The 25,597-nt window shown below is 35.8% G+C and carries 22 protein-coding genes; 13 read left to right on the top strand and 9 right to left on the bottom strand.

Translation table 11 applies throughout. The annotated features are described in order from the left end of the window. Positions 1-33 precede the first annotated feature (33 nt). On the bottom strand, positions 34-1,158 hold the full coding sequence (locus H7U22_RS16350) for a CofH family radical SAM protein (protein WP_187072417.1): 1,125 nt from the start codon (positions 1,156-1,158) through the stop codon (positions 34-36). Between the two features lie 152 nt (positions 1,159-1,310). Here H7U22_RS16350 and H7U22_RS16345 point away from each other — a divergent pair, with 152 nt between their 5' ends. Further along, on the top strand, positions 1,311-2,555 hold the full coding sequence (locus tag H7U22_RS16345) for a M16 family metallopeptidase (RefSeq protein ID WP_187072416.1): 1,245 nt from the start codon (positions 1,311-1,313) through the stop codon (positions 2,553-2,555). Beyond that, positions 2,548-3,819 (top strand): M16 family metallopeptidase, encoded by a 1,272-nt coding sequence (locus tag H7U22_RS16340; RefSeq protein WP_187072415.1) that lies wholly within the window; start codon positions 2,548-2,550, stop codon positions 3,817-3,819. Before H7U22_RS16345 ends, H7U22_RS16340 begins: the two co-directional genes overlap by 8 nt. Before the next feature lie 56 nt (positions 3,820-3,875). Here the strand turns inward: H7U22_RS16340 and ppnP are convergent, their stop codons facing one another. The 3 genes from ppnP to H7U22_RS16325 are packed head-to-tail and all read right to left on the bottom strand — an operon-like array spanning position 3,876 to position 8,074. Beyond that, entirely contained in the window at positions 3,876-4,157 is a 282-nt protein-coding gene (gene ppnP, locus H7U22_RS16335) for a pyrimidine/purine nucleoside phosphorylase (RefSeq protein ID WP_187072414.1), read from the bottom strand. Positions 4,158-4,172: 15 nt separating this feature from the next. Further along, entirely contained in the window at positions 4,173-6,068 is a 1,896-nt protein-coding gene (locus H7U22_RS16330) for a DUF3857 domain-containing protein (RefSeq protein ID WP_187072413.1), read from the bottom strand. Next, positions 6,068-8,074, bottom strand: a complete 2,007-nt coding sequence (locus H7U22_RS16325) for a DUF3857 domain-containing protein (protein WP_187072412.1) — start codon at positions 8,072-8,074, stop codon at positions 6,068-6,070. Before H7U22_RS16325 ends, H7U22_RS16330 begins: the two co-directional genes overlap by 1 nt. Before the next feature lie 177 nt (positions 8,075-8,251). Here H7U22_RS16325 and guaB point away from each other — a divergent pair, with 177 nt between their 5' ends. From guaB to H7U22_RS16305, 4 genes are all read left to right on the top strand, one after another. Continuing rightward, positions 8,252-9,721: an IMP dehydrogenase gene (gene guaB / locus H7U22_RS16320; protein WP_187072411.1), complete on the top strand. Its 1,470-nt coding sequence runs from the start codon at positions 8,252-8,254 to the stop codon at positions 9,719-9,721. Positions 9,722-10,342: 621 nt separating this feature from the next. Beyond that, a complete protein-coding gene (locus H7U22_RS16315) occupies positions 10,343-12,922 on the top strand; it encodes a TonB-dependent receptor (protein WP_187072410.1) in 2,580 nt (859 codons plus the stop codon). A 527-nt stretch (positions 12,923-13,449) separates the two neighbouring features. Beyond that, entirely contained in the window at positions 13,450-14,043 is a 594-nt protein-coding gene (locus H7U22_RS16310; RefSeq protein ID WP_187072409.1) for an LOG family protein, read from the top strand. A gap of 69 nt (positions 14,044-14,112) precedes the next feature. Further along, complete coding sequence (locus tag H7U22_RS16305) at positions 14,113-14,574, top strand: MaoC family dehydratase (protein WP_187072408.1); 462 nt, start codon at positions 14,113-14,115, stop codon at positions 14,572-14,574. 11 nt (positions 14,575-14,585) lie between these two features. Here H7U22_RS16305 and H7U22_RS16300 read toward each other — a convergent pair whose 3' ends face one another. Together H7U22_RS16300 and H7U22_RS16295 are read right to left on the bottom strand one after the other, a co-directional pair. Then, the gene (locus tag H7U22_RS16300) at positions 14,586-15,041 is read right to left on the bottom strand and encodes a DUF1801 domain-containing protein (RefSeq protein ID WP_187072407.1); all 456 of its coding nucleotides are present in this window, start codon (positions 15,039-15,041) and stop codon (positions 14,586-14,588) included. 2 nt (positions 15,042-15,043) lie between these two features. Further along, complete coding sequence (locus H7U22_RS16295) at positions 15,044-15,487, bottom strand: DUF2721 domain-containing protein (protein WP_187072406.1); 444 nt, start codon at positions 15,485-15,487, stop codon at positions 15,044-15,046. A 309-nt stretch (positions 15,488-15,796) separates the two neighbouring features. Here H7U22_RS16295 and H7U22_RS16290 point away from each other — a divergent pair, with 309 nt between their 5' ends. From H7U22_RS16290 to H7U22_RS16260, 7 genes are all read left to right on the top strand, one after another. Beyond that, the gene (locus H7U22_RS16290; protein WP_187072405.1) at positions 15,797-17,425 is read left to right on the top strand and encodes an acyl-CoA carboxylase subunit beta; all 1,629 of its coding nucleotides are present in this window, start codon (positions 15,797-15,799) and stop codon (positions 17,423-17,425) included. Positions 17,426-17,592: 167 nt separating this feature from the next. After that, positions 17,593-18,756, top strand: a complete 1,164-nt coding sequence (locus tag H7U22_RS16285) for a dipeptidase (RefSeq protein ID WP_187072404.1) — start codon at positions 17,593-17,595, stop codon at positions 18,754-18,756. A 62-nt stretch (positions 18,757-18,818) separates the two neighbouring features. Next, positions 18,819-19,454: a putative polyvalent protein kinase domain-containing protein gene (locus H7U22_RS16280; RefSeq protein ID WP_187072403.1), complete on the top strand. Its 636-nt coding sequence runs from the start codon at positions 18,819-18,821 to the stop codon at positions 19,452-19,454. Positions 19,455-19,581: 127 nt separating this feature from the next. Next, the gene (gene trxB, locus H7U22_RS16275) at positions 19,582-20,538 is read left to right on the top strand and encodes a thioredoxin-disulfide reductase (RefSeq protein WP_187072402.1); all 957 of its coding nucleotides are present in this window, start codon (positions 19,582-19,584) and stop codon (positions 20,536-20,538) included. 258 nt (positions 20,539-20,796) lie between these two features. Further along, positions 20,797-22,707: a family 20 glycosylhydrolase gene (locus tag H7U22_RS16270; RefSeq protein WP_187072401.1), complete on the top strand. Its 1,911-nt coding sequence runs from the start codon at positions 20,797-20,799 to the stop codon at positions 22,705-22,707. A gap of 61 nt (positions 22,708-22,768) precedes the next feature. After that, positions 22,769-23,374 (top strand): hypothetical protein, encoded by a 606-nt coding sequence (locus tag H7U22_RS16265; RefSeq protein ID WP_187072400.1) that lies wholly within the window; start codon positions 22,769-22,771, stop codon positions 23,372-23,374. A gap of 2 nt (positions 23,375-23,376) precedes the next feature. Further along, positions 23,377-23,754, top strand: coding sequence for a diacylglycerol kinase family protein (locus H7U22_RS16260; protein WP_187072399.1), 378 nt, complete (start codon positions 23,377-23,379; stop codon positions 23,752-23,754). Here the strand turns inward: H7U22_RS16260 and H7U22_RS16255 are convergent. From H7U22_RS16255 to H7U22_RS16245, 3 genes are read right to left on the bottom strand one after another with little or no spacing between them, the layout of a single operon-like run. Next, on the bottom strand, positions 23,743-24,306 hold the full coding sequence (locus H7U22_RS16255; RefSeq protein WP_187072398.1) for a DUF922 domain-containing protein: 564 nt from the start codon (positions 24,304-24,306) through the stop codon (positions 23,743-23,745). The genes H7U22_RS16260 and H7U22_RS16255 overlap by 12 nt on opposite strands. A 35-nt stretch (positions 24,307-24,341) precedes the next feature. Continuing rightward, complete coding sequence (locus H7U22_RS16250; RefSeq protein WP_187072397.1) at positions 24,342-24,941, bottom strand: hypothetical protein; 600 nt, start codon at positions 24,939-24,941, stop codon at positions 24,342-24,344. After that, entirely contained in the window at positions 24,928-25,425 is a 498-nt protein-coding gene (locus H7U22_RS16245; protein WP_109924789.1) for an RNA polymerase sigma factor, read from the bottom strand. Before H7U22_RS16245 ends, H7U22_RS16250 begins: the two co-directional genes overlap by 14 nt. Between the last annotated feature and the right edge of the window lie 172 nt (positions 25,426-25,597).

Below are 25,597 nucleotides of genomic sequence, written 5' to 3'. Positions count from 1 at the left end.
AAATGGGATGAAGTTAAATAGGAGTGAAGTTGGTTAATACGTAATTACCTGTTCTTCCAAATGCTCTGGTAAATCACGATAGTTATATTTTTGTCCGCGGAGTTGAGGTTCAAAACCCGCAGCTTTTATAGATTGTTGGATGCCATTTGCCGTAAAACGGTGTGGTGCACCAGCTGCAGAAACTACATTTTCTTCAATCATAATCGATCCAAAATCATTTGCACCTGCATGTAAACACAGTTGGGCAGTTGCTTTACCAACGGTTAACCAACTTGCTTGAATATTCTTTACGTTCGGTAACATAATTCTGCTCAAGGCAATCATTCTAATATATTCATCAGCGGTTACATTGTTGCTAATTCCGCGGAGTCTTTTTAACAAAGTTCCATCATCTTGAAAAGGCCAAGGAATAAATGCTAGGAATCCATTTGCATCTGCAGGTTTTTCACTCTGTACCTGTCTAATCCAAACCAAATGCTCAAAACGTTCTTCAATGGTTTCAACATGGCCGAACATCATCGTTGCCGAAGTTGTAATATCCAATTGATGACAAGCTCTCATTACATCAAGCCATTCTTGTCCGCCACATTTACCCTTGCTAATTAAACGCCTAACTCGATCATTTAAAATTTCGGCTCCAGCACCAGGTAAAGAATCCATTCCGGCTTCTTTTAAGGCTCTTAAAACTTCTGTATGGCTAATGCCTTCCAGTTTTGCAACGTGTGCAATTTCTGGCGGACCTAAAGCGTGAAGTTTTAAATCTGGATATAATTCCTTTAATTTTCTAAAAAGATCAGCATAAAAGGCAAGGCCAAGATCTGGATGATGCCCACCCTGTAATAATAATTGATCGCCACCTAAACGAAAAGTTTCTTCAATTTTAACTTTATAAGTTTCAATATCAGTAATATAACTTTCATCGTGACCAGGTCTACGGAAGAAATTACAGAATTTACAGTTCGCAATACAAACATTCGTCGTGTTTACATTCCGATCTATTTGCCAAGTTACCTTACCGCTCGGAACTTGAATTTTTCGCAATTCGTTCGCCACAAACATCAACGATGCAGTATCCGCATTATGATATAAGTAAACACCTTCTTCTTGACTCAAAAATTCGAAATGTAATGCCCGTTGCAGTAAATCGGCTGTATTCATAGTACAAAGATAATGAAAAGAGCGTGAAGGTTGAAGGTGTATGGTTTAAGGTTTGTCAAAAAAATGCTTAGAATTACTAAAAGGTCAGAATCATTGAAATCATTCTAATCTGTGAAATCATTTTTAATATCTTTACAACTCTAAAAATTAATATGGTAGATTTTAATCGTTTTACGCTTGCTAATGGTTTGAAAGTTTTGGTGCATGAAGATGCTACAACGCCGATGGCTGTTTTAAATATTTTATATGATGTTGGTGCTCGCGATGAGAACCCTGAACAAACTGGATTTGCACACTTATTTGAACATTTAATGTTCGGTGGATCGGTTAATATTCCCAATTATGATGAACCTTTACAGCGTGTTGGTGGAGAGAATAATGCTTTTACAAGTAATGACATCACCAATTACTACATCACATTACCCTCAGAAAACATAGAAACAGCCTTTTGGCTAGAAAGTGATAGGATGTTAAGTCTTGCTTTTTCTGATAAGAGTTTAGAAACTCAACGAAATGTAGTGAGCGAAGAATTTAAACAACGCTATCTAAATCAGCCTTATGGCGATGTATGGTTAAAGCTTCGTCCGTTGGCTTATAAAAAACATTCGTATCGTTGGGCTACAATAGGTAAAGAGCTATCTCACATCGAAAACGCAAAAATAGAAGACGTAAAAGCATTTTTTAAAAAACATTACACCCCACAAAATGCAATTTTGGTGGTTGGCGGAAATGTTAAAACAGAGGATGTTAAAAAACTTGCCGAAAAATGGTTCGAACCAATTCCTGCTGGCGATAAATACAATAGAAATTTAGTTCAGGAAGATCCACAAACAGAAGCTAGAACAGAAACCATTAAGGCAAATGTTCCGCTAAATGCAATTTATATTGCTTTTAAAATGCCAGGAAGATTAGATGGTGATTATTATGCCTTTGATCTCCTTTCTGATATTTTATCTCGTGGGCAATCTTCGCGTTTGTATAACAGCTTATTAAAAGAGCAACAGCTTTTTAGCGATATTAACGCTTACATTTCCAGTAGTTTAGATCCAGGACTTTTTATTGTAGAAGGTAAATTGATTGAAGGCGTTTCTATGGAAGTAGCCGAAAAAGCAATTTTGGCAGAGCTTGATAAATTAAAAACCGAGCTGGTTTCTCCAACAGAATTAACTAAAGTTAAAAACAAAGTAGAATCTGTTTTGGTGTTTTCAGAAATGAGCTTATTGGATAAAGCAATGAATTTGGCTTACTACGAATTATTGGGTAATGCTGATTTGCTCAACCAAGAAACGGAAGAATTTTTGAAAGTAACTGCAGAAGACATCAAAAGAATTTCTAACAACACTTTTGATCACAAGTCATCATCAACATTATATTATCTAACTGACGAAAATGCTTAACAGACAACAAGCGCCTGATTTTAAGCAGGTATCTACAATAAATTTTATTCATCCTACAGAAAATAAACTAGATAATGATATTCCGGTTTACACCGTTTATTCTGGTGAGCAGGATTTGGTTCGGATCGAGTTTATATTTAATAATGTTAATTACGATGTAGAAAAGCCATTACAAGCAATTGCAGTGAGCACAATGCTGAATAATGGAACTAAAAAACTTTCATCAAAGGAAATAGCTGAACAAATTGATTTCTATGGAGCATTTTTTCAAACTGAATATGTTCAAGATCAATCTTCTGTAACGCTTTATACTTTAAACAAGCATCTTGCCTCAGTTTTACCAATTGTAAAGGATGTACTTTCTGAGAGTCAGTTTCCACAAAAGGAACTGGATATTTACATTCAAAATCAGAAGCAAAAATTACAGGTAAGCCTAAAGAAGAATGACATTCTTTCGCGTAAAGAATTTGCTAAGGCCCTTTTCGGTAATACGGCATATGGTGTAGATATTAAGGCAGAGCATTATGACGCCATAAAACGCGACGATTTGGTTGATTATTTTAAAGCAGCATATGCTCCGAATAATTGTACAATTATGGTTTCTGGCAAGTTTGATGAAGAAAGCTTAAGCCTGCTGAACAACCAATTTGGAAAAGATTGGGAGAAAAGCAACGCGGTTAAAAATCATTTTAACTTTTCGGCTACTCCACAACAATTCATCTATAAAGAAAAACCCGATGCATTACAGTCTGCCATTAGATTGGGCAAGATTGCAATAAACCGTAAACATGAAGATTTTGCAGGACTCCAAATTTTAAACTGCGTACTGGGTGGTTACTTTGGCTCGAGGTTAATGACCAACATTAGAGAAGAAAAAGGTTATACTTATGGAATTGGATCTGGAATTTCTGCGTTGCAAGATGCTGGCTATTTCTTTATCGCTACAGAAGTTGGAGCAGATGTTTGCACAAGTGCACTAAGCGAAATTTATAAAGAAATTGAGCTTTTGAAAAATGAATTGGTTAGCGAGGAAGAACTGGGCTTGGTAAGAAATTACATGCTTGGCTCTATGCTTGGTAGTCTTGAAAATGTTTTCTCGCATGCAGATAAATTCAAAAACATCCATTTTTCAGGTTTAGGTTATGATTATTATGAAAAATACATTCATACAGTTAAAACCATCACTTCTGAAGAGATAAAAGCCTTGGCAAATAAATATTTATCAACTGATGATTTTACAGAAGTTGTAATTGGTAAGAAATAAAAACTTTAAAAGTTATAATCCCGCAGGTAATGTTTCTCATAACCTGCGGGATTTTTTTATCTATATTGGCATAAATAAGCCGTTTGCACATCAGCTTTTACCTTGAATGATGAGCTTGAAGGTACTTCGAAAGAACTTCCTGCTTTTATAATTTGCCAATCTGTTTCGCCTTTTAGCAGTACGATAAGTTCCCCTTCTACAACATGCATAATCTCTTTGTTTGCTGTGCCAAATTCATATTCTCCAGGATTTATTACGCCAACTGTAGATTTTCCTTCGATTGTTTCATAACCTAGGGATTTTACATTGCCATCGAAATATTGGTTTTCTGTAATCATATATAAAGGTTTTTATTATAAAGCTTTTGCAAGAACAGCTTTTTGTTTATCTGCTTGATAGATTTTTTTATTAAACTCTACGTACTCGTTGTACTTTTCTGGTGGATACTTTTTGTTGCTCATGGTTTGGGTACGCACATAAGTAATGGTATTATCTTTGGTGGCAAATTTCGCGGTATAAGTTCCAAATTCGGAAGTAATGTTAATGTCTTTTGGGATAAATTCTACACTATATCCTTTTGGTAAAGTGTAAATTATTTCATCTTCATCGTTATAACTAAATGGAACGGCGAAGTATGTTTTTCTATTTTCGACCTTCAAAGGCACGCTTTCTTTGCGGTTGGTTTGGTTTAAGGTAAGAAAAGCCTTATCGCCACCTTTCGTTAAAAGTTGTGTGGTTTTAAAGTTGATTTCTTCATTGATAACTGGAAGTGTTTTGTCCTTTTGTTCATATTTATAAGTTAAAAGTTCAACTCCTGGAATATCACTATTTCTAATAATAATCTTTCTCTGTTCAGAAGGTTCTTGCAAGGTAATCCCAAACACATTTTCAAATTGAGCATTGCCATAAGCCGATTTTATTCCAATTTCCGCAGTTCCTTCATCATTAAACTTGATGTTGGTTTTTCTAATCTGATAATTGTCTTTAACTCCATAAATAGGGGTGTGAATAATTTTTCCACCGCCATCAGTTACCAATAAAACATTTCTATCCGCATTATCGTAGCCTATAAATCCCATCGGTTTATATTGACTAGTACACTCTAAAAATGTAGTATCTTTTTCTAAGGGAACACATAAAATCATATGGTTGGCTTGCCCCATGCTTGAGTAATTTGCATTCATGCTTTGCATTCCATTTCCGATAACAATTAGGTTAGATGGGATTCCAGCTTCATTCAGTAATGCTTTCATGTAATTGGATAATGCTTTGCAATCTCCATAGTTTACTTGAGCTACCTTTTCTGCAAGAATAGGCCTAAAACCGCCAATTCCTAATTGTACACTAACATATCTAGTATTCTGCTGAAGATGACTGTAAAGTATCTGCATTTTCTGTTTAGGCGTTTTAGCATCTTTAATTAGGTTTTGGACCATCAGCTTAGTTGCATCAGGAAGTCTATTGCCATCAACGTTTAAATTGTACATCCATAATCCGAAATCTTTCCAATTATCAAAATTACCTGTTGTGCCATCATATTCAAATTGATTTGGAGCTACCTTAATCCAAGCAGAAATATTATCTATTCCAGCATTTAGAGGTTCGCTTACAATTGCAGGGATATCAGCACTTTTCCATTTGTATTGAATCTTATTTCCGATAATTACCGAATCAGTTTTTAGATTTTTACTGGTGAGATAGCGCATGCTATAACCCTTGTATTTTTGGATTGCATACGATGATTTTTCCGTCGAGATTCCAAAACCTTTTAAGTCTCGCCAAGATGGAAAATATAAAAGTCCTTTAAAATCTTGACTAAAGCTATATTCTACTGTATATGGATAGGTATTGCTTGTGAATTTTAAAAGTTTTACTCGATTATCCTGAAGCAATGAAAAGCCATCTGATAAACTTTGATCTTTAATATCAGATGATTTATAATCTTTCACTTTTTTTCCAGTTGCATCATACAGGGTTGCTTTTATATTGTTAATGGTCGAAAATTTATCGTAAACTTCTTCCATGTCCCCCCAATCTTCTCCAGCTTTGCTCAAAATTGTAATTGCAATTTTATAATCGTATTGAGCAGATCCTAAACCTTTTATGTCGAAAAATTGCTCTTCGTTTCTGATTACGGCCACTGCATCTTTTGTAAGTGCCTCGGGTATTTTAGCAACATCGTAAATGCCTTGCGCAGAAATGCTACAATAAGCAAAAACAGTTACAAGTATGGTTAAAATGTATTTCATTATACTTTCTTTTTAAATACTACCTGTTCTGCCTGTTTCTCAACAATTGCCTTGAAAAGTTCCTTTAAATCAAAATATTCCTCTGAGGTATATAATGATTTATTTATGCTGATCGAACTTTTAACCATCAATGCTTTTCCTTCTGAAATGTAATTGATAGAGAATGTTCCCTTATCATCAGGAAGTTTGTATATTCCGCCTTTAGGTAATTTATCAATTTCGTACTCTTCTGGAAAGCTTAACGTAATGCGGTAACTTTCTTTAAATGGGAAGGCAAAATCAACAGGAAATTTGCGCTCTTCGAGTTTGAAAAGATTTTCTTTCGTACGTTCAAAAAGGAGTGGAGTAAAATACACCAAATTGCCAGCTTCTTCTACGTTGTCCTCAATTACCACATCCATAGATTCTGTTAAAAGTTCATCCAGATTATCCAAATTATCAATTTTGTAATTAGTAAGCTCTAACCCGGTTTTGTCTTTTTTGAATTTTTTTATAAACTCCGTTTCGTTATTTGTATTTCTATAATTGTCTCTTAAAGCAAGTGCCGAGTAACCTCTAGAATACTGATTAATTTTCCCAATTAGTTTGTTTTCCTTGTTAAGCGCTAAGTTGTAAGAAAATATTTTTTCGCTTGGAATTAGAGTTTCGGTAGAAATCCAATTTCCCGTAGCATTTTTCAAATCAACGTAAAAACCTTGATGACTTAAATTTTCATCACTAATTAAATCCAACGGTAAATCTTTATCTGTCGCATCCAAAAAATGAAAATCTTTCCCAACCTTCGCTACTAAAATAACATTGTTAAATGCTGATATAATTGGGTATCCCGGATGTTCTCCATTTGATCTTGTACTAATCAAAACTGGATAGGCTTCGATTTTGGCCTCTTTTAATAAACTAAGTAATGATAAGTTAATATCTGCAGTTGTTCCCGTTTTCTTTTCAAATACAGTTTTAGGATTGGTTCCTGTGGCATATTTTTCATGCTCTTTATTCCATTTTATGTTGCTCTTAACATAATCGTAAATAAGCTTTAAGCAGGCCAAGGTATCTTTTTCTCCTTTTAAAATTCCTGGTAAAACCGATTTTGCGTAACCGTTTCTGTTAATGAAAAGTCCGAAATCTTCACGTTCAGCTAAACTAGTAATGATTTTTGGCCAAGAACTATTAAAATCTCTATACACATCGTTTGGGAACTGAGTTGCTTTAAGTTCGAATTCAATTTTTGGTATGTAATCATCCATCGTTGTAACAAATGGCTCATCCTTAAGTGCAGGTACATTTGCGGCAGTATACTTATCATATATTGCATTTGAATTTAGTCCGGAAACGTAAGTAGCACTAACCGTTTCATGGAGCGGATGTTCAACTTGATAATAACCACTAAAATTGTTTTTGTATTTTAAGTACTCTGGAATTCTGACATTATATTCCGACCATAATGTTGGTATGTCTGATTGGAATCTCCATCCTCGTAAATTGAAAATGAAATCAGATTTTATTTTATACTTAAACTCGATTATAGATCCTTCTTTAACATTAGGTAGTGCAAACTTTTTAACCGTATAATTTTTGTTAAAAGCTTCACTAAACTTTGCGTCTTTGTTAAGCTTGCTAATTACTATTTTTCCATCAACAAGATTATAAGTTGATGCGTCCATGTAATTTAAATCTTCTTTTTCAGAGCCACTACCTTTGTAAAGGTTGATGGTATAGTTTGCAAGATCATAACCGTTTTTATTTAAGATTTTATAGCGGATATGTCTTTCGAAAACATAAACAAAATCTTTTGTAACAGGGCTTATTTCGAAATAGCATTCGCCTACATCGAAAAGCTTTATTGCAGAGGCAGACGAATCGACACCTGTTGCTTTGGTTTCGAATTCTGCTGGTAAAACTTTACCAAACTTAAATTCTCTTTTAACAGTTTGTTTGGTTTGGGCAAATGAATACCCTGTTCCGATGCACAGCATCAGAACCAGAAATTTGAGAGCGGTTCTACACATTTAAATTGTTTCTTGGTTAATACAATAATAGAAACAAAAAGGAAAGAAATAGAACAAATTATAATATTTTTTAATTCCTAGCCTATTTATTCTTACATCAAGATCACAATCTATTTTAAAAGTTAACTAAGTTTTCTTATCTTTGTCCGGCAAATAATAAATCCTAATTTATTTGCTATGCAACTCGATTCCACAAAATTTATTGCCACAGGTTTAACTTACGACGACGTACTTTTAGTGCCTGCATATTCTGAAATTTTACCTCGTGAAGTAAATACATCCTCATTTTTAACAAAAAAAATAAAACTCAACGTTCCATTAATTTCTGCTGCGATGGATACTGTAACAGAGGCTGAACTTGCCATTGCCATTGCGCAAAATGGTGGTATTGGGATGTTACACAAAAACATGACGATTGAAAGACAAGCCGAAGAAGTTCGTAAAGTTAAGCGTTCTGAAAGTGGCATGATCCAAGATCCTGTTACCTTGCTAGAAAATGCGGTTGTTGCCGATGCTTTCAAAATAATGAAAGAACACAAAATTGGTGGTATCCCCGTAGTAAGTAGCGACAACAAACTAGTTGGAATTATTACCAATCGCGATTTACGCTTCCAAAAGAATATGAGCAGACCAATTGCAGAGGTAATGACCAAAGAAAATTTGATTATCGCTCCTGAAGGGACAACGCTGATTCAAGCAGAAGAAATTTTACAAAACTATAAAATTGAAAAACTTCCAGTGGTTAGCGCTGATGGTTATTTAAGTGGTTTAATTACTTTTAAAGATATCCAAAAAGTTAAAAACTATCCTGCTGCCTGCAAAGATGAACGTGGCCGTTTACGTGTTGGTGCTGCGGTTGGTGTAACTGCCGATACCATTCAACGTGTTGATGCTCTTGTACATGCTGGGGTTGATGTAATTACAATCGATACGGCTCATGGTCACTCGAGAGGTGTTGTAGAGAAGTTAAAAGAAGTTAAAGCAAAATATCCTGATTTACAGGTGATTGTTGGTAACATTGCAACAGGCGCTGCTGCTAAATTTTTGGCCGATGCAGGTGCAGATGCGGTTAAAGTTGGTATTGGTCCAGGCTCTATTTGTACCACCAGAATTATTGCTGGTGTTGGTGTACCTCAATTATATGCCGTTTATGAATGTGCCAAAGCTTTAAAAGGAACTGGTGTTCCGGTTATTGCAGATGGTGGAATTAAACATACAGGCGATATTGCAAAAGCAATTGCATCGGGCGCAAGCACGGTAATGGCTGGTTCATTGTTTGCAGGTGTTGAAGAATCACCAGGTGAAACCATTATTTACGAAGGACGTAAATTTAAATCGTACCGCGGAATGGGTTCTATCGAAGCTATGGAGCAAGGTTCTAAAGACCGTTATTTCCAAGATGTAGAAGATGATATTAAAAAATTAGTTCCAGAAGGAATTGTTGGTCGTGTGCCATTTAAAGGTACTTTGGCTGAGGTAATGTACCAATATATTGGTGGTTTACGTGCAAGTATGGGTTATTGTGGAGCTGCAAACATTGAAGCTTTACAAGAAGCACAATTTGTTCAAATTACTGCAGCCGGTATGCGTGAAAGTCACCCACACGATATTACAATTACCAAAGAAGCACCAAATTATACTAGGTAAACTTCGGAAACTCGTCATTGCGAGGAACGAAGCAATCTTAATGCAAAAGATTAGGAGTAGGGCATCTGAAACGATAGTCCTGCTTTTTTATGTCGTCAATTTGGCGAGAAAATAATTAATCTAGTTTTCGGTCGGTGGGGACACCCCCCGATAGGATAAATATTACAATACTAAAAAGCAACAAATTATAAAAGATAAACTTAGGAGACTCGTCATTGGGAGGAACGAAGCAATCTTGATGCAAAAAATAGGAGCAGGGCCTCGGAAATGATAATCTCGCTTTTTTATGTTGCTGTCACTCTGAATTTATTTATTGTCTTTACATCTACTAGATTCTGAAATTAATTCAGCATGACCATGAGCTTAAGCAAGCATTAATATGCCGTATCAAAAAATCACTAAACAATCCCCAAAAAAATAAATTATACAAAATAAAATTTGGCAAATACTTTTTTTTAATATATTTGTCGACTAAATCTATAGATTTAATATAATTAAAATGAAGCAGAGTATCGAAGGCTTATTAAATTGTTCTAGTAGATGTATAGATACTAAACAAGAACAATTTCAAACAGCACAATAATCAACAAAAAATCTAAACCCAAATACATTAAAATAATTATGAAACAAAGTTTACTCATTTTCTTTTCACTTATTCTTTCAGCAGGTTCCGTATTCGCTCAAAATACAGTAACTGGTATAGTGAAAGGTGCTAATAACATTACCATCCCCGGTGCAACCATTACGGTAAGGGGAACTAACATTGCAACCGTTACAGATGCAAAAGGTGCTTTTGCTATTGATGCTAAACAACAACCGCCATTTTATATCCGAATTAGTTATGTTGGATATAAACCTCAAGATTTCCAGATTTTGAAACTTCAGGATACGCCGATAGAGCTGGTTTTGGTAGAGGACACACAGCTTGATGAAATCGTGGTAACTTCAAGAAGACGCTCGGAAGTACTGCAAGATGTGCCGATTCCAATCACCGTTATCGGTGGGCAGGCAGCAGAAAATGCTGGAGCATTTAACGTTAACCGTTTAAAAGAATTAGTCCCATCGGTACAATTGTATGCTTCAAATGCCAGAAACACAACACTTAACATAAGAGGTTTAGGATCTACATTCGGCTTAACCAACGATGGGATTGATCCCGGAGTAGGTTTTTATGTAGATGGGGTTTATCATGCTCGTCCGGCAGCTACCTCTACAGATTTTCTTGATATAGAACAAATAGAAGTTATCCGAGGTCCGCAGGGAACACTTTTCGGTAAAAACACTACAGCTGGTGCGTTTAATATTACAACGACCAAACCTACCCAAACTCCAACAGCAAAAGTAGAAATGAGTGTCGGGAATTATAATTTTCTTCAAGCGAAAGCATCCGTTTCCGGAGGATTGGCAAAAAATTTGGCGGCAAAAATTTCCTTATCGGGAACTCAACGCGATGGTACCATTTGGAACACCAGAGAAGAACGCAAATATAGCGGACAGAACAACTTGGGTTTCAAAGGTCAATTGTACTATACACCTTCCGATAGATTAAAAATCTTACTAAGTGGAGATGTTAGCGTTCAGCATCCGGCAGGTTATCCGTTGGTAATTGCAGGTGTAACCACTACAGAAAGAAGCGCTTACCGTCAGTATGCGAAAATTGTTTCTGATCTAGGCTATCAACAACCAAAAATTGATCCCTTTTCTAGAGAGATCAACACAAACACGCCATGGAGACACAACCAATCTATCGGTGGCATCTCCTTAAACGTTGATTATAAAATCGGGAACGGAACGCTTACTTCTACAACCGCTTGGAGATTTTGGAATTGGGATCCTACAAATGATAGAGATTTTTCTGAATTATCTGCACTTACCAAATCTCAGGGAAACTCTCGTCACGATCAGTATTCGCAAGAAATTAGATATGCAGGTAACATAACCGAAAAATTAAGCGGTGTTGTTGGTGTGTTTGTTCTTGGTCAGAATCTCCAAGGATTAGATCAAACAGAAGAGGTAGGTAAAGATCAATGGAGATTTGTACAAACAAGTGCTACAGGTGCTCAAGCTGGATATGCAACACCAGGTTTATTAGATGGTTACGGAATTAAAACCAACTCGACTATAAAATCTTTAAGTGCAGCTGTATTTGGACAAGTTGACTGGGAAGTTATAGAGCACCTGCACGTTTTACCGGGTTTAAGATTTACTTATGATAAAAAGGACGTAGATTATAACAGAAACACATATGGTGGTTTGCAAACTTCAGACGCGGCATTGCTTGCGCTTAAAGCTGCCGTTTATGCCAACCAACAATTTACAACAAGTGTAGATAACAACAATTTATCAGGAAATATTACGGTTTCTTATCGTCCAACGCCTAAGATTAATGCTTATGCTACTTTTTCAACGGCCTATAAGCCAGTTGGTGTAAATGTTGGTGGTTTACCAACAACTTCTACAGGCGCTGCAGATTTATCCTTAGCTGTAGTAAAACCGGAATATGTAGAGCACTATGAATTAGGCTTGAAGACAAAACCATTTAAAGGCGGAATCTTAAACATAACAGCTTTCAATACCGATATTAAGGATTATCAAACGAATGTTCAATCGCCACAGTTAGGTGTTAATAGAGGTTATTTGGCCAATGCAGAAAAAGTTAAGGTAAAAGGTCTTGAGATTGATGGAACTTACCAATTAGAGAGGTTTTTAACTTTAAATGCCGCATTAGCTTATCTAGATGGTAAGTATGTAACCTTTACAAATGCGCCACTTCCTTTAGAAGAAACAGGGCATACCGAACTTGTAAACAATGTTGCTACCCAAGTTGCATTTAAAGACGCATCAGGAGGAAGATTGCCAGGAATTTCTAAATGGAATGTATCGGGTGGTGCAGAATTTAGCACACCGGGTAACTTGGCCACAAAACCAGGTAGATATTTTATTGCCGGCGATGCAAGTTACCGTTCTGATTATTCTTCAAACGCAACGCCATCAAGTGTGTTAAATGTTGCAGGTTACTCGCTATTTAATGCTCGATTAGGGTTTAGATCTGAAAAATTCTCAGCATTTATTTGGAGCAGAAACATTGGCAATAAAAACTATTACGAACAATTGCAGGCAGCAGCGGGTAACTCAGGCTTATACGCAGGCGTGCTTGGCGATCCAAGAACTTATGGCGCAACTTTAAGATTCTTTTTTTAAATTATAATCTTTTTTCTCTCTTATATTTGGTTAAAAGGCGTCGAATTTATTTGGCGCTTTTTGTTTTATTCCATACCAACCTCGCAGGTTTTCGAAACCTAAGAGGTTTAACCCAAAGCCAGTTCCAGAGCGAGGATTTGTATAGATAAAAGATGCACCCTCATTAAAATGAAACCACTTTTTTGATTTGGAAATGAGCGGTTCTTTAATTCTTAGGGAATTGCAGTCCTGTTTTTCGCTAAATCCTCGATAGAAAAAATCGGGGGATACCGCTTCAAGCAGGTTTAAAGTTAGCAGGCAGTTCGTTAAGCGGATTTTCAAACCTCGCAGGTTTTGGAAACCTACGAGGTTTAATTACTCAAAGCCAATCTTTGAGTTGAGGACATGCACTGATTGAAAAACAAATATTAAAATAAACTACTGTTATTGTTTTGGAAACCATAAAAAAGCAAACTGTAACAGTTTTGTGCAGAATTTTAAATTGTTGGGAAAGGATAAAATCTTAACTTCGATAAATTTTTGTCTAAATGAATAAGCTTAAGTCGGTTTGTGTGTATTGTGGCTCAAACTTTAACGGCGATTTACAATTGCGCAGTGCGATCAAACAATTAGCCGAAACACTGGTTAAACAGGAAATAAGATTGGTTTACGGTGGTGGAAGTGTAGGCGTTATGGGCGTTCTTGCCGATGATGTTCTTACATTAAACGGCTTGGTAACTGGTGTAATTCCTCAGTTTTTAATGGATAAGGAAGTTGGCCATAAAGGGGTAACCGAAATGATTGTTACCGAAAACATGCATCAACGGAAACAAAAAATGGCTGATTTGAGTGACGGTTTTATTATTTTGCCCGGTGGTTTCGGAACATTGGAAGAGTTTTTTGAAGTGCTTACCTGGTTGCAATTAGGTTTGCACAATAAACCAATCGGTGTTTTAAACGTAAATGGTTTTTACGACCCTTTATTTGCGCAAATGGAAATGATGGTGCAAAGTCGTTTCTTAAAACCTGCCAATAGAGACCTTGTTTTTAATGAAGCCGATGCAGAAGTACTCATCGAAAAAATGGACAGTTTCTCGGCAGTGCCAGATGAAGTTTGGTTTAGAGATAGAAATTTGAGCTAATTAGCCATTAACAGTTTTGTAAACATATTGAACAATACAACAATTTAGCAATAAAAATAATTTATAAAAATGCAAATTATTACCAGTCACGCAGAATTTGAACAACATCTTGGCAAGGAATTAGGCGTTTCATCTTGGCATACCATTACTCAAGAGCAGATCAATAAGTTTGCTGATGCTACCTTAGATCACCAGTGGATTCATGTTGATGAAGAGCGAGCGAAGAACGAAGGTCCGTTTGGTGCAACAATTGCCCACGGTTATTTAACACTTTCCTTAATTCCTTATCTATGGAAAGAAATTGTTGATATCCAAAACCTTAAAATGGAGATAAACTACGGAATTGAAAGTTTGAGATTTGCACAAGCCGTAACCGTAAATAGTAATGTAAGATTAAAAGCGAAATTGGCTTCCATTATTAATCTTCGTGGCGTAACCAAAGTGCACATGGCTATAGAAATGGAAATAGAAAATCAAAAGAAACCTGCCTTCGTTGGTGAGGTGGTGTTTTTATATCACTTTATTTCCTAGCAAAAATCCAGTTATTTTTTAAATACACTTTCATATTGAGCAATCCATTGTTGTGGGTTAATTTTTCTCACTAGTTCAGCAATTAAATCAAAAGGGATATCATCTAGTTTTTTAAAACGGATACAGCCCTTACCCATGTCCAATTTAGTTTTGCAATGTTTAGGATATTCTGTAGTAAACCAATCTAAAAGTTTTGGATCACTGTAGATTCCTAAATGGTGAAAAGAAATCGCATTTTTCTGAGAGGCGATACTCATAAACATCAATGGTAACTTGGGGTCGCAATGGTAGCCGGGAGGATAAATAGAATGTGGAACAACGTAGCCCAACATTCCATAAGCAATACATTCTTCAAAGCCAAATGGTAAGTTATCCAAAACAGTAGCTCGAAGTTTATTCATAATTGGTTTGCGCTCATCTGGCAAATCATTTAGATACTCATCAGGTGTTTTTGCGGTAGATTTCATGTTTATTCCTTTTTAAATTTCTTTTTGATGTAGCCACTAAGTGATGGATCTTCCAAATCCTCTAAAGTGCTTAATTCAAGCTCGAGCGCTTTGGTGCTGATTTGAATTTCTATTAACGAAATGATGAGTGAAATCATGAAAAATGATAAACTTAAAGCAAAAAGAATTTCAGCAACGGTATTCCATTCCAAGTAGATAAAAAACATACAAAACAAACAACTCGCAAAGCTAAGTACACCGAATGCTTGCATATTTTTGATCAGCTTTAAGCGATATCTTAAATTTTTAATTTGCTTATGCAATCCCGCATTTTTCTCTCCATCTTCATATTTCGCTTTTAAACTCCGCACTAAGGTAGCCAATGCCAAAAATCTGTTGGTATAAGCCAACATAATTAAACTGATGGCCGGAAATAATAATGCAGGAATATTTATGGTGAGCTCCATTTTCTTGGTTTATTCAAAATTATTATTTTAAATGGATTAATAGCAAAGGGCGCTAAGTTATTTCGCAAAGAACGCAAAGCTGGGTGGCTCTAGGTGTTCATATAACCACAGAGCACACTAAGAAATACAGAGTTGGGTAAATATTTTCTCAGTTCTCTCTGTGATTTTTTTCTCTGTGTGCTCGGTGGTTAAACTTTCTTTTATTTCTTTGCGATATTTCCTATGCGTTCTTTGCGGTTTAAATCCAAGTTAGACCAGAAACCAATTTGGTCGCAACATTTTTTCTAAAAATAAATTTAAATTGCCACCATGAATATCGAATTCAACAAAAACGAAGACATTAATAAACAGCTAGTTTATGAACTAAGAACTAAGCTGAAGAAAATATATTTAGGTGGTGGCGAGAAAAACGCGGCTAAACAAAAGGCAAAAGGTAAGCTTCTAGCCAGAGAACGCGTTGCGTATCTTATTGATAAAGATTCTGAATTTTTAGAAGTGGGTGCTTTCACGGCTGATGGAATGTATGCTGAGCAAGGTGGTTGCCCATCGGCAGGAGTGGTATGTGGAATAGGATATGTGAGTGGGAGACAATGTATGATTGTTGCCAACGATGCTACAGTGAAAGCTGGAGCCTGGTTTCCAATGACTGCGAAAAAGAATCTTCGAGCGCAGGAAATTGCCATGGAAAACCGTTTGCCCGTAATTTATCTGGTAGATAGCGCTGGAGTTTATTTACCCATGCAGGATGAGATTTTTCCAGATAAAGAACACTTCGGAAGAATGTTTCGGAATAATGCTTTAATGTCTTCAGAAGGAATTGTGCAAATTTCTGCAATTATGGGGGCATGTGTTGCTGGAGGGGCATATCTGCCGATTATGAGCGATGAAGCGATGATTGTAGAAGGAACAGGCTCGGTATTTTTGGCAGGCTCTTATCTGGTGAAATCGGCTATTGGCGAAGAAGTAGATAATGAAACTTTAGGCGGTGCAACAACTCACTGCGAAATTTCTGGCGTTACCGATTATAAGCATCCAAACGATGAAGCTTGTTTGGACAGCATTCGAAACATCATGAGCATGTTGGGTTCGCCACAAAACGCAGGTTTTGATCGCATTAAACCTGCAAAACCAAAAGAAAAGGAAGAGGAATTGTACGGTCTATTTCCAGAAAATAGAGAGAAACCCTACGAAATGATGGATATAATTAACCGTTTGGTAGATCATTCGGAATTTGAAGAATATAAAAAAGGATACGGTCAAAGTATAATCTGTGGTTTAGGCAGAATTGATGGTTGGGCTGTTGGCATAGTTGCGAACCAACGTAAAGTGGTTAAATCAAAAAAAGGAGAGATGCAGTTTGGCGGGGTAATTTATTCTGATAGCGCCGATAAAGCTGCTCGTTTTATTATGAACTGTAACCAAAAGAAGATCCCATTGGTTTTTCTTCAAGATGTTACGGGATTTATGGTTGGAAGCCGATCGGAACATGGCGGGATTATTAAAGACGGCGCTAAAATGGTTAATGCTGTTGCAAACTCTGTGGTGCCTAAATTTACCATTGTAATTGGAAATTCTTATGGCGCAGGAAATTACGCCATGTGTGGAAAGGCTTACGATCCAAGATTAATTTACGCTTGGCCATCTGCAAAAATTGCGGTTATGGGTGGCTCGCAAGCGGCTAAAACATTGTTGCAAATTCAAGAAGCCTCGCTAAAAGCAAAAGGAGAGGTAATTACGCCCGAAAAAGAAGCAGAACTACTAAAAGAAATTACAGATAGATACGATAGTCAAACTACACCATATTACGCAGCATCACGACTTTGGGTAGATGGAATTATTGATCCATTGGAAACCCGAAAAGTAATTTCTATGGGAATTGAAGCAGCGAATCAATCGCCTATTGCCAAAAAGTTTAATGTAGGGATGATTCAGACCTAAAAATTAAATCGTGGATCAAATTAAATCGTTGGTCGAGATTTGTAATCTCGTCCTGTAGTTCAATGGATTTTTAATTCACAACTTCGGTGTTAATAATACAATTTATTTACGATTTTGACAGTCTCTTCGCATCAATACAAAAATAATTTTAATGCTATCTTTAGGTTATGAGATTTCCCGTTATTTTATTTTCGATTTTAATATTCAATTTTTCATCATCTGCCCAAACTGCAAAAAGTATTCACCAGAATGCCATTGTAATTGATACGCATGGCGACATTCTTTTCAATCAAATTAAATCTGGAATTGATATAGGTAAGTTACAGCCAAAAGGCAATTTCGATTTGGTTAGGGCAAAGCAAGGCGGTTTGGATGTTCAATTTTTTTCCATCTGGTGCGATGAAACTGGAGGATATGCCTTAGCCAATAGAGAAATTGATTCACTTTATAGTTTGATCAAACGAGATCCCACACGAATTGCGTTGGTGCAAAATGGAGCGGACTTGGAAAATGCTGTGGAACAGCATAAATTGGCGGCAATGATTGGTGTTGAAGGTGGGCATATGATCGAAAACCGATTAGATTATATTGATAGCTTGGCAAAAAGAGGCATGGCTTATTTAATGCTCACTTGGAACAACAGTACACCTTGGGCAAGTTCTGCTGCCGAAGAAACTTCAGGCAAAGTAAAACCCGAAAATGCAGGTTTGAACGATTTTGGAAAACAAGTTGTTAAGCGCTTAAATAAGCTGGGCGTTTTGGTTGATCTTTCTCACGTAGGCGAAAAAACATTTTACGATGCAATTGCTACAACAACCAAACCCATAATTGTTTCTCACAGCTGTGCTTATGGGTTAAATCCAGTTCCAAGGAATTTAAAGGATAATCAAATTAAAGCGGTAGCAAAAAACCGAGGAGTTATATGTGTTAATTTTTACAGCGGTTTCCTTGATTCTACTTATAGTTCAAAACAAAAAGCTTTCTTCTCCAAATATGATACTGAGTTAAAATCTTTAACTGAAAAACTGGATAGGGGATCGGCAATTGATACTTTAATTGCCCATCATCAGGCAGATGCCGATGCAATAAGACCGCCTATTTCTTTGCTGGTTAAACACATCAATTATATCGTAAAATTGGCAGGAATAAATCATGTTGGATTAGGCGCAGATTTTGATGGCGCCGAATCTTTTCCATTGGGAATGAATAGTGTTGCAGATTATCCCAAAATTACAGAAGAGTTGTTAAAAAATGGTTATTCGGAAACGGACATCAAGAAAATACTTGGTGGCAATGTAGTTCGATTGATAAAAGAAAACAAGGGAAGGTAATATGATATGATTCACGATTTTTTCATCGTAAATTAATTTGTATCTTTAAGCATAATTTTTTAATGAAGAATATCAAAGATGAATTACGAGATATCATTATCAGCGATGGATCAATTGGCCAAGCAAGCAAACTCAAAAAAACACAAAATTTCCTTAGAAGAAATGAGGAAACAGGCTTCAGAATTGAAAAACAAAAGTATTTCAAAAATAAAGAAGAAATAAGTTTACTTGCTTTTGCCGAGCAAGAAAATCTTTTTTATCAAGGAGAAATATTAGAGGAAGAATTTATTAGTGCAGGTGCTGAGCAGCGAGTTTATCGATATGATGACTTTAATGTTATTAAATTAAATGATTCCGTTTTTTATGAATATTGGCTTGATTATTTCAATAGTCTGTTAATTCATAATTATTTTTTTCAATCTACATCTTACAGTTTTTTAGGATTTAAATTTGTAAACATGCAGCTTTTTGCAGTGGTAAAGCAAGAGTTTATAATAGCAAATGAAATTACAGACTTAACAACTGTAAAGAAATTTCTATCGTTTAATGGTTTTGATAATATTAGAAATCACGATTATATCAATCAAGAATTAGGAATTATTTTCGAAGACTTACATGATGAAAACGTTCTCTCAAACGATGGAATTATTTATTTCATCGATACTATTTTCTACATTACAGAAAGTTTTTACAAATAACTATTTATGCTGTTAATCATCTTTTGATTTGTTAATAAGTAAACTATGTTGACAATGCATACTTGCTGATAATTGTTTAAAGACTTAAATTTGTATTCCCATTAATGAATTTCAAACACACAATATAATGTCACAAGAAAACGAACACGTTCAGTGTTTAATTATAGGTTCTGGTCCTGCGGGTTATACTGCTGCAATTTATGCAGCCAGAGCTGATTTAAAACCAATTATGTACACGGGTATGCAAGCCGGCGGACAGCTTACGCAAACTACTGATGTAGAGAATTTTCCAGGTTATCCGCAAGGAATTATGGGCCCAGAAATGATGGAGGATTTCCGTAAACAAGCAGAGCGTTTCGGTACCGATATCCGTTTTGGATACATTAGCTCAGTAGATTTTTCTTCAACACCACATAAAATTGTAGTGGATGAAATTAAAACGATTACTGCTGATACGGTAATTATTGCAACAGGTGCTACTGCTAAATGGTTAGGTTTACCTAGCGAACAGCAGTACAATGGTTTTGGCGTTTCGGCATGTGCGGTTTGCGATGGTTTTTTCTTTAAAGGACAAGATGTAGCCATTGTTGGTGCAGGAGATACCGCGGCAGAAGAAGCTACTTATTTGGCTAAACTTTGTAAAACTGTACATTTGTTGGTTCGTAGAGATGAATTTAGAGCTTCAAAAACGATGGTTAGCCGTGTGTTGGCTACTCCAAACATCATTGTGCATTACAATACCGAAACTCTTGAAATTTTAGGGAACGGTAAAAATGTTACAGCGGTTAAAGTTTTAAACAACAAAACCAATGTAGAATCTGATATTGAGGTGGAAGGTTTCTTCGTAGCAATTGGCCATAAACCAAATACAGATATTTTTAAAGGTCAGCTGGATATGGATGAAACAGGTTATCTGTTAACCAAACCAGGTTCTACCTTAACCAACGTTGAAGGCGTTTTTGCCTGTGGCGATGTTCAAGATATGTATTACAGACAAGCAGTTACAGCTGCAGGTTCTGGATGTATGTCTGCTCTAGATGCTGAAAGATATTTAGCAGCAAAAGAACACCCGATAGAAGCATAAAAATTAATTTCAATTATAAATGTAGAGAGAGAAATCAGAAATGGTTTCTCTTTTTTTGTTTTCAAGTTTTGATAACTCTTTTTTCCATCACTATTTGCTTTGTCAAAGCTGAAGAGCAAGCAAAATTATCTCGCTACAAAAACAATTAAGTCAAACGTTTGATCTGTATTGTAACGAAAAAGTGAGATAAAGGAAGCTGTTCTAATCTCTATCTTGTGTTAAATAATCAAATAATTATCCTAAAACTAAATTTAAATCATGAACAAAATTCTTTCGATTTTTATTTGTGCCCTAATCAGTACATCCGCTTATGCGCAGAGCGATGTAAATCTAGGCATTATTCCTGCACCGGTTTCTATAACCAAAACCAGCGGGAATTTTGTGCTCGATAAAACCGTAGTCTTAAAATCTACAGGTGCTGAGGGTGCAAAAATGAGCGACTTATTAAATGCGTTTATTGTAACAAAAGCAGGCTTTTCGTTACGGGAAGTGAAAGATTTATCAGCAAATCAGAAAGCAATTATTTTAACATCTGTTGGAGCAGATCAATTGCCAGAAGAGGGTTACACCATTAAAGTTACAGCTAACCAAATTTTACTTACCGGGAGAGGAGCTGGCTTATTTTACGCTGTTCAATCGGCAATGCAAATGTTGCCAGAAAAATTGAATGATAAAATTACGATTTCAGCTGTAGAAATTAATGATTATCCACGTTTTAAATATCGTGGAACCATGCTTGATGTTTGTCGACATTTTTTTCCGATTTCGTTTATAAAAAAATATATCGATCAGCTGGCTTACTATAAAATTAATACTTTCCATTGGCATTTAACAGATGATCAGGGTTGGAGATTGGAGATTAAAAAGTACCCAAAACTTACTATAGTTGGCTCTACTAGAAATGGTACTATTATTGGTAATTATCCTGGTAAGGGTAATTATTTAACTGAAGTTAAAGGTTTTTACACTCAGGATGAAGCAAAGGAAATTGTTAAATACGCGGCAGATCGATACATTACCGTTATTCCAGAAATTGAGTTGCCTGGACATGCTTCTGCAGCAATTGCATCTTATCCAGAATTAAGCTGTTTTCCAGATCGTGATACTTTTGTGAGCGATAAAACCCCGTGGGCAGGAAGCAGAAAAGGAAAACAAGTACAACAAACTTGGGGCGTATTTGATGATATTTTTGTTCCATCAGAAAATACATTTACCTTCTTAGAAAATATTCTGGATGAAGTAATCACGATTTTTCCATCAAAATATATTCATATTGGAGGCGATGAAGCTCCAAAAACCTATTGGAAAGAATCTACTTTTTGTCAGAATTTAATGAAAGAAAAGGGCTTAAAAGATGAACATGAGTTACAGAGTTATTTCATCCAAACGATAGAAAAGCACTTAAATGCAAAAGGTCGTTCGATTATTGGTTGGGATGAAATTTTGGAAGGCGGACTTGCGCCAAACGCAACCGTTATGAGTTGGAGAGGTGAAGAGGGTGGAATTGCGGCTGCTCAGCAAAATCACGATGTAATTATGACGCCTGGATCTATGGGCATGTATATTGATCAAAAACAATCTACTTCACCAGATGAACCCATAACTATTGGTGGTTTGGATCCATATCAAAAAGTATATGCTTACGATCCCATTCCGAAAGTTTTATCAGATGAGCAGAAAAAGCATGTTATTGGTGTTCAGGCAAATTTGTGGACGGAATATATCAAAACTCCAGAAAAAGCTGAAAACCATGCCTTCCCTCGTTTATTGGCGCTTTCTGAAATCGCCTGGAGCCCAGTTGGACGTAAAGATTTGAAAAATTTTACCGAAGAACGTTTGCCTGTACATTTGGCAAAAATGGATAAAACCGGAATTAACTTTTGGGTTCCAACTCCAATTGGACAAAGCGATAAACCACTTACTGGTGGTGAATTTACTATAGATTTAAAAGTTCCTGTTGCTGGCGGAAAAATTTACTACTCGTTAGATGAATCCCGTCCTTCAGAAAATGCATTTTTATATACCAAGCCATTTAAGGTAATTGTTCCGCAGGGAGAAAAAAGAATTTTGAAAACAATTGTCGTGGTTCCAAGTGGAAGAAGAAGTGTGGTAATTGAAACGCTGCTTAATAATGGGTCACCCGATGTTAAAGCTGAAGCAAAGAAATAAAAATCTTTTGTTTTGAAGGTGTAAATCCTTAATTTGGGACAAACAAAAATGTCTCGCAGAAATGAAAACTAAGAAATATACATTACAGCATCTTTTGTTAATAACAGGGGTGCTGTTTTGTTTTGCCTGTACAGAAGAGAAACCTAAAGAAGTAAAAACAGAAACCGTTAAAGCAGAGAAAAATCCTTTTCGGTTTTATAAAGATATTGAAGTTAAGCCAGGATTGAATTTTGAAGTATTAAGCTGGGGCAAAGGGGTTGATTCTATTGGAGGTTATCAGATTTTAATGTCAGACTCTGTACATAATAACTTTAAGTCTACCTCCGTTGAACGTAAGGGGATTATGACCGATGTTTGGAATATGGATTTGGATAATGATGGAAACCCAGAGCTTTACGTACAGCTTTTGAGTAAAAAAAATGTTTCTGATCTTAATGTTTTTGAATATTCTGGTGGCGATTTTAATAAAATTGGCTTTCCATCTTTAAGCTCAAACCAAAAAAAGGGTTATGCTGGGAATGATAAATTCTTTATCAAAAATGGAGATCTTTTCCGTTCGTTTCCTGTAATTGATCTGGCAGATAGTACTAAGAAAATCGTCAAAACATATCAATATAAACTAAGCGGAAACAGTTTTTCTACTAGCGAAATAAAACCTGAACAATAACAATGAAGGAGGAAAACCCTAGATTTTCAATTGTAGATCGAATTAAAAGCTTTAAATATGCTTTCAATGGGTTAAAGATTTTCTTTCTAAAGGACCATAACGGAAGAATCCATTTTTTTGCTGCGGTAGTTGCAATTGGTCTTTCCATATATTTAAAACTTTCCAGTTTAGAATGGATTGCTTTGCTTTCCGTTATCTCCGCGGTATTTGTAGCAGAAATTATTAATACTTCCATTGAGAACCTTGCAGATGTTGTTTCTCCTGATTATCATCCAAAAATTAAAATTGTTAAAGATTTGGCAGCCGCTGCAGTTTTAGTCTGTGCATTTTTGGCTTTGGGAGTTGGTGGAATAATATTTATCCCTAAATTATTTTTTTAGATCTGCAAGCGCCGCTTTGGATTCATTCATTTTGTCCTGAATAATTACATCCCATCTGCCTTGCATTTTATGATTGCTACCATGCTCGGTTTCTTCATCATAATTTTTCTGCATGGTATCAAAAAAACTACTGATTTGGTTGGCAAGATCAGAAATTTGAGCTTTGTAGTTTTTAATGGAGTAATTTCTATTTTTTAAAACTCTATCCGCTTCAAGCAGTAAAATATATTGAATATTTACGTGTCCCTGTTCATGATGAAGAAGATTGGCACTGGTTTCCGGATCCCTTATTCTATCTAATTTTACCCAAGATCGATCTTTATCAATACTAATCTCGTTTTTTAAATTGATTACAACGCGATTGCGATAGGTGGTAGATTCATAACTGTATTTCCAAGTCATTGCGGTAAGGGCGAAAAAAGGAGAACGCAAATCGGCTTTGCCCTTAAAATAAGTTTCCCAATTTAATTGTACAGGTTCAGTAAACTCTTGCTTAAAAGCAGTACATGGCAAAGCCAGCAAAAAAAGTATGGGAACAATCAGTTTTTTCATCAGTAATTTCTGTAGCGAAAAAACCGTGCCTAAAATTATTCTGGTGTAGAAATCTGTCCAGTTATGCGCTCAAACTTCTCAATCAATAATGAAATTCTTTCCTTTTCGCCTTTCAAAGCAGCTTTTCTAAAAATTGTAGAACAGAATATTAGCCAAACGAAAGTTACGCCTACTGCAACTACTTTTTGAACAACGCCAAGTCTAGGTAATAATTCGATGAATGTAAGAATAAAGCCCAAGGAAAGTGCTGTGGTATAGAACCAATACATTTGATTGTAAAGACGATAACGGTTTACCTGATAAGTTTTTAAACCTTCTAAAAATTCTTTGGGATGGACTGTAAAATCGTTTTTGGAAATTAATTTATAATCGCGGTATAAAATTACTGTAGTAGATAAAATGGCTACAAGAAAAATCACAAAACCAGCATGAGTGGTCCAAGATTCGTACTCGTAAAATAACCAACCGCCTGCAATGGCAATAAAACATACCAGCATACCCACAATGTTTAAAGCCGATTTAAGCTTTATTCCATTAACCTCTTTCTTAGCCTGTTGCAACATTTCATCAGCAGAAAACTTAACTTCTACCTCGTGCTTTTGCCACAACTCCTGTATTTGATCAAACGCTTGCATACTGGTTATATAGTTCTGTTAATTTTTGTTTAATGCGATGAATTTTTACCCTTAAATTTCCCTCGCTAATGCCAGAGATATCTGCTATTTCATGATAAGGCAATTCATCAAGTACCATGGTAATAATCAAACGGTCGTTTTCTTCCAGTTTAGATATACAAGTGTATAAAAGTGCAACCTGTTCATTTTTTTCTGAAAACTCTTCAATTTTATTTTCTATTATATTGTCTGTAAGTTCATCCTTAGCTTGTCGCTTTTCTGATCTCAAGTATGTTAAACAGGTATTTACGGCAATTCTATAAATCCAAGTAGAGATTAAAGATTTGTTTCTGAATTTATCAAGATTCTGCCAAACTTTTAAAAATGTTTCTTGTAAAAGATCGTTAGCTGCATCGGTATCGCCAGTATAGCCATAACACAAATGGAATATTTTCTTGGAATTCGAATCGAAGATTTCCTTAAATAACTTGTCTTTTTGTTCCATTTAAATTGTTGAGGTTGCTTTTTAGATTTTACTGAGGATGGTTTGTTACAGCAGATTTCAAAAATAGAATAAATTTAACAGGGTAGGAAATCAAAATTTGTTTCTTGGGATACATAGCGTTGGATTTAATTAATAATTACACCCCACCCCCTTTAATTCCCCCGCCAGCGGG

Origin of the sequence: Pedobacter fastidiosus (genome assembly GCF_014306625.1) — a bacterium.
GTDB classification, from domain to species: Bacteria; Bacteroidota; Bacteroidia; order Sphingobacteriales; family Sphingobacteriaceae; genus Pedobacter; species Pedobacter fastidiosus.
The sequence above is the reverse complement of the archived record's forward strand: the minus strand, read 5'-3'. Positions and strand labels throughout refer to the sequence as shown.